This window comes from Nocardia sp. CA-128927 (assembly GCF_050955855.1).
In the GTDB taxonomy this organism is placed as follows: domain Bacteria; phylum Actinomycetota; class Actinomycetes; order Mycobacteriales; family Mycobacteriaceae; genus Nocardia.
In genome coordinates, this window is sequence record NZ_CP192087.1 from 8212920 (window position 1) to 8225359 (window position 12440).

The window sequence follows — 12440 nt, forward strand, 5'->3', positions numbered from 1 at the left end:
AGGACGCGCACGTGACTGACGGGGACCCCGAGAGTTTTCCATTACGGCGATCGGTCGCCGCTTCCGCGATGGGCAATGCCACCGAATGGTTCGACTACGGGGTATATGCCGCCACGGCCACCTACCTCACCGACGCCTTCTTCCCTGGGGACCTCGGCACGCTCGGCACCATGCTCGGTTTCGCCATTTCATTCCTGCTGCGCCCGCTCGGCGGCATGGTGTGGGGCCCGCTCGGCGACCGGATCGGCCGAAAAGCCGTGCTGGCCACCACGATTCTGTTGATGGCCGCCGCTACCGGCGCGATCGGCCTGCTGCCGACCCATTCGCAGGTCGGCGTGCTCGCACCGGTGCTACTGATCGCCCTGCGCGTCGTGCAGGGTTTCTCGACCGGCGGTGAATATGGCGGCGCCGCAACCTATCTGGCCGAATGCGCCAGCGACAAGAGACGCGGCTTCCTCGGCAGTTTCCTCGAATTCGGCACGCTCGCAGGCTTTGTCGGCGGGTCGGCGACGGTGCTCGCCTGCCAGCTCGCGTTCGGCTCGGACGCGATGCACAGCTGGGGTTGGCGCATCCCGTTCTTGCTCGCCGTCCCGCTGGGCCTGGTCGGCTGGTATCTGCGCTCGAAACTCGACGAGAGCCCGGTGTTCAGCGAGGTCGCCGAGGAAGACAAGAAGCATCCGCTCGGCGGCCTGCGCGGGCTACGCGAACTGGTGACCACCTATCGGCGCGAGCTGCTCACGATGGCCGGACTGGTCGTCGCCCTTAATGTCGTGAACTACACGCTGCTCACCTATCAGCCGACCTACCTGCAGAAGACCATCGGCATGAGCGAGTCGGGCGCCACCACGATGATGCTGATCGGCCAGACCGTGATGATGGTGGTGCTGCCGTTCTTCGGAATGCTGTCCGACCGGGTCGGGCGCCGTCCGATGTGGCTGTTCTCGCTGGTCGGCCTGGGTGTACTGGCCATCCCGCTGTATTGGCTGATGGGTCAGGGCACCGCATGGGCCATCACCGGATTCATCGTGCTCGGGCTGCTGTACGTGCCGCAGCTGTCGACGATCAGCTCCACCTTCCCCGCGATCTTCCCGACGCAGGTCCGGTACGCGGGCTTCGCGCTGGCCTACAACGTGTCCACCGCGGCCTTCGGTGGCACCGCCCCGCTGGTCAACGAGGCCGCGATCGAATGGACCGGCTGGTCGCTGTTCCCCGCCGCCTACATGGTCGGCGCGAGCATCGTCGGCCTGGTCGCCTGGTGCTTCCTGCGCGAGACGGCCGGAACGTCGCTACGCGGCACGGAAGTCCCCGATGCGGGCGACAGCCTCAGCCTGGACTCGATAATCCCCTCCAAGGCCGCCGTAGCCCCCTAACCAGGCAGCGAACAGGACATGACTGAGCACCTTCTCCGGCCTTCCTCAGTCGCGTCCCGTTCGCCGTCCAAGTTTTGTATGAATCCGCCGGTTTGATTTCGTTCGATTCGGGAATAGGTCCGGTCGGGTAATGGCCGGACACTATTAATGCGAATTCCGACCATATGGGCTGGTGCGGCACGCTCGGAAGTGACTTGCCTGCGCTACCGGCGTCCTGCTCATTTCGAAGGATCGGCACTAACGTGTTGAGGGTTTGATCAGCATGTACCACTTCGAAACGAGAAGGGGCTACACATATGATTTGCAAGATCGGAGCCGCGGCCGCCGCAGGGCTGACCGCGACACTATTGCTAACCGGTGCCGCCGGAGCGAATACATTCCAGGCCGATCATTCGGTCGGTGGATTCACGGTGGTCAGTCAGACTGAGGATCCGAAGTGCCCGGAGGGCTCGACCGGTACGGAAGACAAGTCCGGCAAGAAGAAGCAGGGCGAAACCGCGCCCAGCGAAACGACCCCGAGCGACCAGGGCGGAAACGGCGGTGCGCCCGCCGCGCCAACCGGCCTCGACACCGGCAGCGCAACCGGCAAGACCACTGCCCGGCCGGACGACGACGAAAGCACCAAGAAGTCCGACCCGAAAACGAAGAAGTGCGAAAGCAGCCCGAAGACGGGCGCTGACACACCCGGCGCGAGCACGACCCCTGGCACCAGCGGAGATTCCGACTCCAGCACGACACCCGGTACCGGTGCAGATGGCGACAGCGGCGCCAGCGGAGATTCCGACGCCGGCACCAGCCCGATCAATCACAGCGGGACTTTCACTGCTCCCAAAACCCGCTGAGACTCACCCGGTGTAGTCCTGCGACTGAACAGACTCGCCCGACGTGTTCCTGAATGACCCCACCACCGCCACCTCGGCGGCAACCGCCCGTTCACGCGGTAAGGGTTAGAGCGTCGAAGCGAAGCCGGAACTGTTCAGCGTCGTCGCCGTGCTTCTGCTCGGCGACGACGCGTACCGGCTTCAGCTCCGCTATCGGATGCGTCGAGACGACGGAATCCCCCACTGAAAGTGACGCCAGGACGCCTCGCAGCCCGCAATGATTTCGCCACGTCGAACACGTTCCATACCGACCAGTTTTGCTCATTGTGATCTGAGCCACTAACGTGTTGAACGTTTGATCAGCATGTACGGATGTACCACTTCGACTTAGAGAAGGGGCTACACATGAACCACATGAAGATCGCAACCGTGGCTGCCGCTGGGCTGACCGCATCGCTACTGTTCGCTGGCATAGCTACGGCGAACCAGCCGGCACCGCCCGCGGCACCCGCACCTCCGGCCGCACCGGCTCAGCCCGCCAATCCGGCTGCGCCCGCAAACCCGGCAAACCCGGCCGCGCCCGCAAACCCGGCCAATCCGGCCGCGCCTGCCAATCCAGCAAACCCGGCTGCACCCGCCAATCCGGCGAATCCGGCCGCACCGAGCGTGCCGGGACTGGGAGACCTGCCGGGTCTCGGCGGCCTACCCGGCATGGGCGGCGCCGCGCCGGGTGCACCCGCACCCGCCGCACCCGGCCTACCGAGTTTGCCGGGCTTGCCTAAATTGGGCGGCTGAACACCGTAGCGCGACGCAGCCAGTTCAGCCTGGTCGAGCTCAGCAGGCCCATCGTCGCCGGGACGCACCCGGCGCGACTCCAACGACTGAACTGGCCGTCGGTTCGCTCGACGCATTCACCGCCAATCCACGTCGCCGCTCACTCGAGCAGCCAGGGTTGCGCGTCGCAGCGAAGCCGAACTGGTCAGTGTCGTCGCCGAGCCGCGAGCTCGGCGACGACGCCTGGCCGCATCTCCGACCGATCTGATGGCAGACCAGGTGACGCCCCGGCGGACCGTGCCCAGCGGCCGACGGCGTAGGCCCAGTAAGTCGGGCGGTTTTGCGCAATGTGCTGAGCCGCTAGCGGTTGAGCGTTTGAATAAACATGCACTCATGTACCACTTCGAGACGAGAAGGGGCTACACATGAAGATCCTGCTAGGAACCGCGGCCGCCGCCGGGCTGACCGCGTCACTGCTGCTCGCTGGCGTCGCCGGGGCAGATGCAAGCCGGACTACCGCGCCGATCGGCGGACTCACAGCGGTCGGTCAGCCCGCACCGGGCGGAGCAGCCCCGGCACCCGCACCTGCACCGGCACCCGCACCTGGCGGAGCAGCACCCGCGCCGGGTGGCGCAGGTGCTGGTGGCGGTGCAACCCAACCAGGCGGCGCAGGTGGCGGTGCGACCCAACCAGGCGGCGCAGGCGGCGGTGCGACCCAACCAGGCGGCGCGGGCGGCGGGACGACTCAGCCAGGCGGCGCGGGCGGCGGGACGACTCAGCCGGGAGGCGCGGGCACCGGTGATGGCGCGGGCGGCGGTGCGACTCAATCCGCACCGAATGGCGGCGCCACGACCCCGCAAAGCGACCCGTTGAAATCGGGCGGCGCAGGCAGCCCGACAGACCCCGGTCTGGCGGCCAACGTGGAAAACCTGACCCGAAGCCTGACCGAACTGAACAACTTGCTGAAGCCGCGGGATACCCCGCCGGCCCCGCCTGCAGCTCCTCCGGCAGCGACGCCCTAGAACTTCAGCGTCTGGCGGCCCTGCGACGCACGATGCCGTGATCGCGAGGCCGGCCATGGCGAACTCCCGCAACCTTCCACAGGAAGTGTTGCGGGAGTTCGCTTTTAGATATGCCCTACAGCGGCGTCACGTAGGCGCCGGAGATACCACCGTCCACCAGGAACTGGGACGCCGTGATGAACGAAGCGTCGTCGCTGGCGAGAAATGCTACGGCAGCAGCGATTTCCTCGGGCTCGGCGAAACGTCCCGTCGGGATATGCACCAAGCGGCGAGCCGCCCGCTCCGGATCCTTGGCGAACAGCTCCTGCAACAGCGGCGTGTTCACCGGCCCGGGGCACAGTGCATTGACTCGGATTCCGTTGCGGGCGAATTGAACTCCGAGTTCACGACTCATCGCGAGCACTCCACCTTTGGACGCGGTGTAGGAGATCTGCGAGGTAGCCGCGCCCATGACGGCAACGAACGAGGCAGTGTTGATCACCGAACCCTTGCCACGTTCCAGCATGTGCCCGATGGCGTACTTGCTGCACAGATACACCGAGGTCAGGTTGACCTCCTGCACCCGTTTCCAGGCGTCGAGTCCGGTGGTGAGGATCGAATCATCTTCCGGCGGAGAGATTCCCGCGTTGTTGAAGGCGATGTCGAGTTCACCGTAGGTGTCGACGGCGGTCTGGAACAGTGCTTCGACCTGCGCCTCGTCGGTCACGTCGACCTTCACGTACAAGCCGCCGACCTCTGCCGCCGCCGCCTCACCGGTGGTGGCATCGATATCGGCGACGACGACCTTCGCCCCCTCGGCGGCGAAGCGACGGACCGTGGCGAGGCCGATGCCGCTCCCGCCGCCGGTAACGACGGCGACTCGATCCTGTAAGCGCTGCAAGGCATCTCCTGTCGGGGTATGGGGATTCACTGGGTGGCGATGAAGACGTTCTTGGTTTCGGTGAACGCGAGCGCGGCGTCGGGGCCGAGTTCCCGGCCGAGCCCGGACTGCTTGAATCCACCGAACGGTGTCCAATACCGCACGGAGGAATGCGAATTCACCGACAGGTTCCCGGCCTCGACGGCACGGGAAACCCGCAGCGCCCGGCCGACATCGTTGGTCCAGATCGAGCCGGACAACCCGTACTCGGTGTCGTTGGCGATCCGGATGGCGTCGGCCTCGTCCTCGAACGGGAGCACCGCGACCACCGGGCCGAACACCTCCTCGGTGAGCACCCGATCGTCAGGCGCGTCCGGCAGCACAACCGTTGGCGGATACCAGAATCCGGGTCCGTCGGGCCGCTCGCCAGTGAACGCGATCTTGGTCGACGGCTCGATGAACGCGGCGACCCGCTCGCGGTGCGCGGCCGAGATCAGCGGACCCATCTCGGTGGACTCCTGCGCCGGATCACCGACCTTCACCCCGCGCACCGCGGGCTCCAGCAGCTCCAGAAACTTATCGAAGACACTGCGCTGCAACAGAATTCGTGACCGCGCACAGCAATCCTGCCCAGCATTGTCGAACACACCGTACGGCGCGGTGGCCGCCGCCCGCTCCAGATCGGCGTCGGCGAACACGATATTCGCGCTCTTGCCGCCGAGCTCCAGCGTCACTCGCTTCACCTGCTGCGCGCAACCGGCCATGATCTGGGTGCCCACCTCGGTCGAACCGGTGAACACCACTTTGCGCACCGCGGGATGGGTGACGAACCGCTGCCCGACCACGGAACCCTTGCCGGGCAGCACCTGGAAAACGTGCTCCGGCAAGCCCGCTTCGAGCGCGAGCTCGCCCAACCGGATCGCGGTCAACGGCGTCAGTTCGGCGGGCTTGAGCACCACCGTGTTCCCCGCCGCCAACGCGGGCCCGAATCCCCACGCCGCGATCGGCATCGGGAAGTTCCACGGCACGATCACGCCGACCACACCGAGCGGCTCGTGGAAGGTGATATCGACACCGCCTGCGACCGGAATCTGGTTGCCCAGCAACCGTTCTGGGATACCGGCCGCATAGTGCAGCACGTCCCGGACATTGCCCGCCTCCCAGCGCGCATTGCCGATGGTGTGCCCGGAGTTGGCGACCTCCAGCTGGGCCAACCGCTCGATGTCCGCATCGACGGCTTCCGCGAACTTGCGCAGCAACCGAGCCCGATCCCCCGGCGCCACCTCGCGCCACGCCGCAGCCGCCCGCTGTGCCCGCTCGATCGCGACGTCGGTCTCGGCTTCGCCGACGAGTTCGACCCGCGCCACGACCTGCTCGGTCGCCGGGTTGACCACCTGCGCTGTCGTCACGAAATCCGCTCCCTTCGATAGTCTTCGGCCGCCGCGACCAGCGCACTGATCAACCGGCGGTCCACCGCATCCACCTCCGGATGCCATTGCACACCGACCAGAAACGGGCCGTCCGCCGTCTCCGCCGCCTCGATGGTGCCGTCCGCCGCGTGCGCGGTAGCCACCAACTCCGACGCCAGCACGTCGATCGCCTGATGATGATGGCAGTTGGCCTTCACCTCCGGGCCGGCGATCGCGGCGACCTTGCTCCCCGCCACGGTCACCACCTCGGTGACGGTGAAGCCGCCGACGGTGCCCGAATGCTCGGCATGCCCGACGATGTCCGGCAGATGCTGGTGCAGTGTGCCGCCCAACGCGACGTTCACCACCTGCAGCCCACGGCACACCGCGAGGACCGGCAGCCGCACCGCCCGCGCCAGCGCGAACAGCTCGAACTCGGACTCGTCCCGATCGGGCCTGGTGTAGGTGAGCGCGTGTTCCGTCGCGCCGTAGCGGGACGGTGACACGTCGGCGCCGCCGGTCAGCACCAGCCCGTCGAGCCGCGCCACCAGCTCCGGCAGGGCAACTCCGACCGGTGGCAGTAGTACCGGAATGCCGCCGGCCTCCACCACCATCTGGACATAGCTGGTCTGTAGCACGGCGCTGTCGGTGTTCCACGAGCCGAAGCGGGCGGGCTCCAGGTAGGTCGGCAGGCCGATCACGGGACGCGGCCCGGTGTGCACAACTCCAGCGGACAAAACCTCAGAGTCGTTCGAATCCACGAATTCGCTCCCAGTCGGTGACGGCTGCGTCGAAGGCGTCCAGTTCGACCTTCGCCGCATTGCGGTAGTGCTCCACTACATCATCACCGAACGCGCTGCGCGCGACCTTGCTGTCCCCGAAGAGCTGCGCGGCCTCGCGCAGCGTGCGCGGCACCCGCGGCCGCTCCGATCGATAGGCATTGCCGTTGAACTCCGGCTCCAGCGGCAGCCGATGCTCGATGCCGTGCAGCCCGGCCGCGATGGCGGCGGCCACGGCGAGATAGGGGTTCACGTCGCCGCCGGGCACCCGGTTCTCCAGCCGCAGCGATTGCCCGTGCCCGACCACGCGCAGCGCACAGGTTCGGTTGTCCCGGCCCCAGGCAACGGCGGTCGGCGCGAAGCTGCCCGGCACGAATCGCTTGTAGGAGTTGATGTTCGGCGCGAGCAGATAGGTGAACTCGCGCAGGCAGTCCAGCTGACCTGCGACGAAATGCCGCATCAGCGGCGAGAATCCGTTCGACTCGTCACCGGCGAGCACGGCTTCGCCGGATTCACCGCGCAGGCTGATGTGGATATGGCACGAGTTGCCTTCGCGCTCATTGTATTTCGCCATGAACGAGAGGCTGCGCCCTTCCTGGGCGGCGATTTCCTTCGCGCCGGTCTTGTAGATGCTGTGGTTGTCGCACGTGGTGAGCGCCTCGTCGAAACGGAAGGTGATCTCGTGCTGACCGGGGTTGCACTCCCCCTTGGCCGACTCGACATACATTCCCGCACCACCCATTTCGGTGCGGATGCGGCGCAGCAGCGGCTCGATGCGCCCGGTGCCGAGCAGCGAGTAGTCGACGTTGTACTGGTTGGCGGGGCGCAGGTCGCGATAGCCCGCGGACCACGCCGCCTCGTAACTGTCGTCGAACACCAGGAATTCGAGTTCGGTCCCGACGTACGCGCGCAGTCCACGCTCGGCCAGCCGGTCCAGTTGCGCGCGCAACACCTGCCGCGGCGACACCCCGACGGGCTCGCCCGCGGGCTCCACCTTCTCGACATCGCACAGCACCAGCGCGGTGCCCGGCCACCACGGCACCAGCCGCAGCGTGTTCAAGTCCGGGCGCAGCACGAAGTCCCCGTAACCGGTGTCCCACGACGAGATCGCATACCCGTCGACCGTCGCCATGTCCACGTCGACAGCGAGCAGATAGTTACACGCCTCGGTCGCGTGCTGTACCACCTCGTCCAGGAAATACTGTGCCGCGCAACGCTTTCCCTGCAAACGCCCCTGCATGTCGGTCATCGCGACCAACACCGTGTCGATCTCCCCGACCGCGACCAGCTCCCGCAACCGCGCCAGACTCAACATCCCGCTACGCATCCACAGCCCCTCTCGGCACCAACCGTGCCCACGCTAGAGCAAAAGCCGGACATTAGTGATCGGACACACAAAACTTCAGCGTGTGCACTGCGGGACGGACTCACCCGGCCTGGCCTCGACGGTGCGCAGCCGGTTCCCATCGGAGGTGCTGACCACGGTGACCGAGGACGCGGCACATTGACCATTCGAGTACACCTCGTCGAGCGCGTAGAGCAGCCTGCCGAGATCGCGGCCGCGGGCGATATAGGCGATCGTCACGTCTCAGCTCCGCGTTCTCGGGCCGGATCACCCTTTTACCCAGCTCAGCCACGCCAGCGTTGCCCGTTGGAGTGAACGAGCTCGTGGTGCATCACAGCCGCCCACAGCCGATCACGACAAGCGATTCTGAGACTTGGCCAATCGGATCGGCAATCGTTGTATCCGAGGTACCCGAATAACTGGCCCGTCGTGCCGAATCGGGCGGGCGAAGAGCATTCGGGTGACGAGGCGGGCGAAGTCTAGGTGACCGGCAATGGCGCTGCGGGAGAAGGCAAGTGACCACGCGGTTTCGGTGGTGGCCGGGGGTGGTTCTCGGTTGGCGAAGCGGTCGGCGAGCCAGTCGATCATCACCGGGAGGGCGATGTACTGGAGGAGCAGGTGGGTGCTGAGGCGGTCGCGTAGGTAGCGGATGTTGGTGCCTGCCGCGAGGTAGCGGGCGACGTGGGCATCGACGTCGGCGACGGCGATGACCTCGTCGTAGACGCCCTGTAGGACGAGCATGGGCATGGCCGGGGTGCGGCGACCGGGCTGGATATCGCCGAGGACCCGTTGGAGTTCCGGTGCGTCCAGCAGTGCGGTGAGACCGCCGCGGCAGTGTTTGTCGATGTCGCGGCGGGCGAAGCGGTACAGCAGCTGGAACGTTGCGGTCGTTTCGGTTTCGGCGAGCCAGCCGAGGTAGCGCGCGTCCAGGTGGGTGCGCAGGAGCAGGTCGAGGTCGGGATAGGCGCGGCGCAGGCCTGCTGTGAAGACGGCGGCGAATCCGGCGAACAGTGAACCGTTGAGGCGGACGAAGGCGGCGGCGGGGTCGCCGACCGGCGAGGCCGCGACGGCACCCACGATGTCGAGTTCCGGCGCGTATTCGGACGCGAGCTCCGCGGCCCATGCGGTGGCCAGGCCGCCGCCCGAATAGCCCCACAGCGCAATGGGTGTGGTCGCGGCAAGGCCGAGCGGTGCGAACGCCAGGCTTGCCCGGATCGCGTCCAGCGCACGGTATCCGGGTTCGCGCGCCACCCCGAACCGCCCTGCGGTTCCCCCGTGGTCGGGTACCGACACCGCCCAGCCGCGGGCCAAGGCGCTGGCGATGAGTGGCAGTTCCAGTTGCGGAATCGAGCCGGCCGCCCGCGCGCTACGCCGAAGCGCATAGGAGGGAAGGCATTTCGAGGCGACGGCGTCGATCGCGCATTGGAACGAGACGAGCGGACGCGGCTCGGCGGGGTCCGCGCCCCAAGGCAACAGCACAGTGGTGACCGCGACCTCGGGGACGTTGTCGAGGTCGCAGGTTCGATAGAGCAGCTGCCAAGCCGAAATCCGCTGCGGCACTGTGCCGAACAGGGCGATCTGCACCTCGCGGGTGCGAACGATGGCACCGGGTAGCAGCTGACCCAGCGCGTACGGCGGAGCATAGAACGGATCCGCTTCGGGCAGTAGCGGATCGGTGGAGCGTGGCTCGACTATCGGACCGGTGACGCCCGGGGCGGGGTCGGCACTCATGGGGTACATTCTCTCGAACCTATTGCCGTTGCCGCACCGCTGTCACTGCACGTCGGGGAGAAGAATCCGAGCGGGAAGTTGTTGTCCGAGACAAAGTTCCAGCCGATGTACCGGTTACCTTGCCGCGAAACCTGTCGTTGGAAACAATCGGCTCATGTCCCTCGCCCTTTCCTCGCCGACCGGCAACGCGACCCTGGTCTCCCGGCTGCTCACCCGCTGGCCGCAGATCTCCGAACGCATGCTCGCCGCGGGACTCGGCGCCACCCCGCCTGCCGCGGATCTGCCCGAGGGACACTTCACCGCCGAGGTGCTGCCCGCGATCTACGCGTGTGGCCGGGCCGTCCTCCAGGCCATCGGCGAGCAGCGCGCGTTCACCAGGGCGGAGGTCGCGGCGTTCGTCGTCCCGGTGGCGGAACGGCATGCGGAGGACCGGATTCCGTTGCCGCTGCTGATCGAGGCGATCCACGGCTCCGCGCAATCGGTGCTGCAGGAGGCGGTGGCGCTGGCCACGACGGCGGAGATGCACGACCTGACCGTCATCGGTGGTCGACTACTCGACCTGCTGATGCACATCAACATCACTGTCGTGGAGACCTACACCGAGGTCGAACAATCCATCTACAACGCCGAGCGCGAAGCCCGGCGCGCGCTGTGTGCCGCACTGCTCGGCGGGCTACCCGCCGAAGAGCTTGCCGCGCGGGCCGATACCGCGCTGGCCGAGCGATACACCGTGCTGGCGATCCACATTCGGCACGATGAGCAGCCGAGCACCGTCGCCACCCTCATCAGCAGGCGGCGGATCAGAATCCTGCAGCGGGCTTTGGACGGTCTCATCGGCACCACGGCGCTGGCCACCTTCGACGGATCGACCGGAATCGCGTTGCTACCCAACGCATCCGAGACAGACCCCACTGAGCACCTCGCCGCGGAGTTGGCCGAGCAGTTCGGTGTCGCGGTGTTCGTGGCCGAATATCGTTCGATCGCCAGGGAAATCGTGCCGGAGGCGGCACGTGAGGCCACCGATCTCGCCGAACTGGCTCGCCTGCTCGGCAAACCGCCGGGCGTCTATCGCCTCGACGATCTACTGCTCGAACACCAGCTCACCAGGCCGGGCCCGGCGCGGGAGCGACTGGTCGAGCGGATCACGCCGATCCTGTCGAGCCCCCATCTGCTCGACGCGTTGGACGCACACCTGCGCCACGGATCCGACCGCAAGGCGGCAGCCGCGGAGATTCACGTCCATCCCAATACGTTCAGCTATCGCCTGCGCCGCATCGCGGAACTCACCGGCATCGATCCCACCGAGCCGCACGACTCCCGGCTGCTCGCGGCGGCGTTGACGATCCATCGCCTGTGCCCGGCGGCCGACGCGAATGTCGCGGTGCCGCCGGGTCACGGGGTCGGCTAGATGACGTGCCAGGCCTGCAACAGGTAGGTGATGTTGGCGGCAATGGACGTCACGACGTTCGCGAGATTCAACGCTGACGAACCCAGATCGATAAGCGGCACCGAAATTCCTCCATCAGATGGGACTGCGAAATCCCCTCCAATGTAATGATCGCGCGGTGTGTTCGGGCCCTTGGATCAGCGGAATCGGCGCGCGGTGATTCGCGAATACGTCGCGAAATGATATGCCCGACAGGGGTTTCAATGCCTTCCGGAGAACCGGGGCGCTAGTTCGGACCGCGGCCGTTGTGAGACAGTTCACCGGAAATTCCGCCACAGCAATCACAGCAGGCACATACCGGAAGAATCGGTCGCTCGGTCGACCAGCCAGTCCGCTTCCACCTAGCAGTCGAGACGATCGGCTCTCGCACGCCCCCTCAGGCGACTCCCCACCACACGGTCAGGCCAGAGGCACGCCACGCTGCCCGACAATTGACCCTTGCTTTCCGCAGATACGGCAATAAACTGCGAATCGTGTCGGATTTGCGGATCAGTGAGGTGGCGGTGCTGGCGGGTGTCAGCGATGACACCGTGCGGCGTTGGATCGAACAGGGCAGGCTCACCGCGATCCAGCTCGGCAACGGACGCAAGGGCGTGCGCGGCCGGGATCTCGCCGAATTCCTGCAGGCCAACGCGGAGACCCCCGAGCCGGGCGCCACCGTGGCCGCGTCCGCCCGCAATCGGATGCGCGGCATCGTGACGCGGGTGCTCAAGGACACCGTGATGGCGCAGGTCGAGATGCAGGCCGGACCGTTCCGGCTGGTGTCCCTGATCAGCCGGGAGTCGGTCGACGAACTCGGGCTCGAGGTCGGCAGCGTCGCGGTGGCATCGGTCAAGTCGACACATGTCGTAGTCGAAATTCCAGAAAGTTGATGAGGACCACA

At 66.6% G+C, this 12440-nt stretch carries 12 protein-coding genes; 6 read left to right on the forward strand and 6 right to left on the reverse strand.

Annotation, left to right across the window (positions count from 1 at the left end; all coding sequences use genetic code 11):
- Window positions 1-68: 68 nt before the first annotated feature.
- From ACQPW1_RS38025 to ACQPW1_RS38040, 4 genes are all read left to right on the forward strand, one after another.
- Entirely contained in the window at window positions 69-1370 is a 1302-nt protein-coding gene (locus tag ACQPW1_RS38025; protein ID WP_433665454.1) for an MFS transporter, read from the forward strand.
- 410 nt (window positions 1371-1780) lie between these two features.
- On the forward strand, window positions 1781-2212 hold the full coding sequence (locus ACQPW1_RS38030) for a hypothetical protein (RefSeq protein WP_433657428.1): 432 nt from the start codon (window positions 1781-1783) through the stop codon (window positions 2210-2212).
- A gap of 393 nt (window positions 2213-2605) precedes the next feature.
- Window positions 2606-2986 carry a hypothetical protein gene (locus ACQPW1_RS38035; RefSeq protein WP_433657430.1) on the forward strand — a complete coding sequence of 127 codons (381 nt, stop codon included), beginning with the start codon at window positions 2606-2608 and terminating at the stop codon, window positions 2984-2986.
- Between the two features lie 480 nt (window positions 2987-3466).
- Window positions 3467-3838, forward strand: coding sequence for a hypothetical protein (locus tag ACQPW1_RS38040; protein ID WP_433657432.1), 372 nt, complete (start codon window positions 3467-3469; stop codon window positions 3836-3838).
- A 264-nt stretch (window positions 3839-4102) separates the two neighbouring features.
- On the opposite strand, the gene ACQPW1_RS38045 is transcribed toward ACQPW1_RS38040, so the two are convergent.
- From ACQPW1_RS38045 to ACQPW1_RS38070, 6 genes are all read right to left on the reverse strand, one after another.
- The gene (locus ACQPW1_RS38045; protein ID WP_433657434.1) at window positions 4103-4897 is read right to left on the reverse strand and encodes a 3-oxoacyl-ACP reductase; all 795 of its coding nucleotides are present in this window, start codon (window positions 4895-4897) and stop codon (window positions 4103-4105) included.
- Window positions 4894-6255 carry an aldehyde dehydrogenase family protein gene (locus tag ACQPW1_RS38050; protein WP_433657436.1) on the reverse strand — a complete coding sequence of 454 codons (1362 nt, stop codon included), beginning with the start codon at window positions 6253-6255 and terminating at the stop codon, window positions 4894-4896. Before ACQPW1_RS38050 ends, ACQPW1_RS38045 begins: the two co-directional genes overlap by 4 nt.
- On the reverse strand, window positions 6252-6992 hold the full coding sequence (locus ACQPW1_RS38055) for a gamma-glutamyl-gamma-aminobutyrate hydrolase family protein (RefSeq protein ID WP_433657438.1): 741 nt from the start codon (window positions 6990-6992) through the stop codon (window positions 6252-6254). Before ACQPW1_RS38055 ends, ACQPW1_RS38050 begins: the two co-directional genes overlap by 4 nt.
- Window positions 6993-6996: 4 nt before the next feature.
- Window positions 6997-8361, reverse strand: coding sequence for a glutamine synthetase family protein (locus ACQPW1_RS38060; RefSeq protein ID WP_433657440.1), 1365 nt, complete (start codon window positions 8359-8361; stop codon window positions 6997-6999).
- 75 nt (window positions 8362-8436) lie between these two features.
- A complete protein-coding gene (locus tag ACQPW1_RS38065) occupies window positions 8437-8619 on the reverse strand; it encodes a hypothetical protein (protein WP_433657442.1) in 183 nt (60 codons plus the stop codon).
- Window positions 8620-8730: 111 nt separating this feature from the next.
- On the reverse strand, window positions 8731-10110 hold the full coding sequence (locus ACQPW1_RS38070) for a lipase family protein (protein ID WP_433657444.1): 1380 nt from the start codon (window positions 10108-10110) through the stop codon (window positions 8731-8733).
- Between the two features lie 154 nt (window positions 10111-10264).
- Between ACQPW1_RS38070 and ACQPW1_RS38075 the strand changes: the two genes are divergently transcribed.
- Both ACQPW1_RS38075 and ACQPW1_RS38080 read left to right on the forward strand, forming a co-directional pair.
- Window positions 10265-11518, forward strand: a complete 1254-nt coding sequence (locus tag ACQPW1_RS38075) for a PucR family transcriptional regulator (protein ID WP_433657446.1) — start codon at window positions 10265-10267, stop codon at window positions 11516-11518.
- 512 nt (window positions 11519-12030) lie between these two features.
- Window positions 12031-12429: a TOBE domain-containing protein gene (locus ACQPW1_RS38080; protein WP_433657448.1), complete on the forward strand. Its 399-nt coding sequence runs from the start codon at window positions 12031-12033 to the stop codon at window positions 12427-12429.
- The last annotated feature ends 11 nt before the right edge of the window (window positions 12430-12440 follow it).